The organism is Salinimicrobium oceani, from assembly GCF_012037645.1.
The window spans coordinates 1-365 of sequence record NZ_JAAVJR010001066.1 but is presented as its reverse complement, the minus strand read 5'-3'; the positions used below and the strand labels follow the sequence as shown (position 1 = coordinate 365).

Genomic DNA, 365 nt, shown 5'->3' with positions numbered 1-365 from the left:
AAAAGGTTAAACCTGGTTACAGATTGTGGTCCGTACACTCTTTTAAGTTCTACGAACTCAGTGATAGGTGCCATTTGTCCCTGGTCGTTCCTTACAAATAACGAACTGAGGTCGTCAACAGTGGCACGGTCTTCTGGTAAAGCCTGTACAAATACCCTGTACTGCTTTCCAAAACGTGCAAAATCTGCAGCATAAATACTTCCAATATAACCTTGAAGTGTACCTAAAATACTGGAAACAGAAATTCCTGCTTCTTTTGCTCTGGGAACATTAAGATCAATCTCGTACTGCGGATAATTCGTGTTAAAAGAAGTAGAGGCATATAAGATCTCAGGACGCTGCATTAATTCCATTAAGTAAGCTTG

The 365-nt window shown here is 40.3% G+C and carries 1 protein-coding gene; it reads right to left on the bottom strand.

Annotated elements, in window-relative coordinates; translation table 11 throughout:
• Window positions 1-365: efflux RND transporter permease subunit (locus HC175_RS20800; protein ID WP_168139898.1), on the bottom strand; the 365-nt coding region annotated here is incomplete at both ends.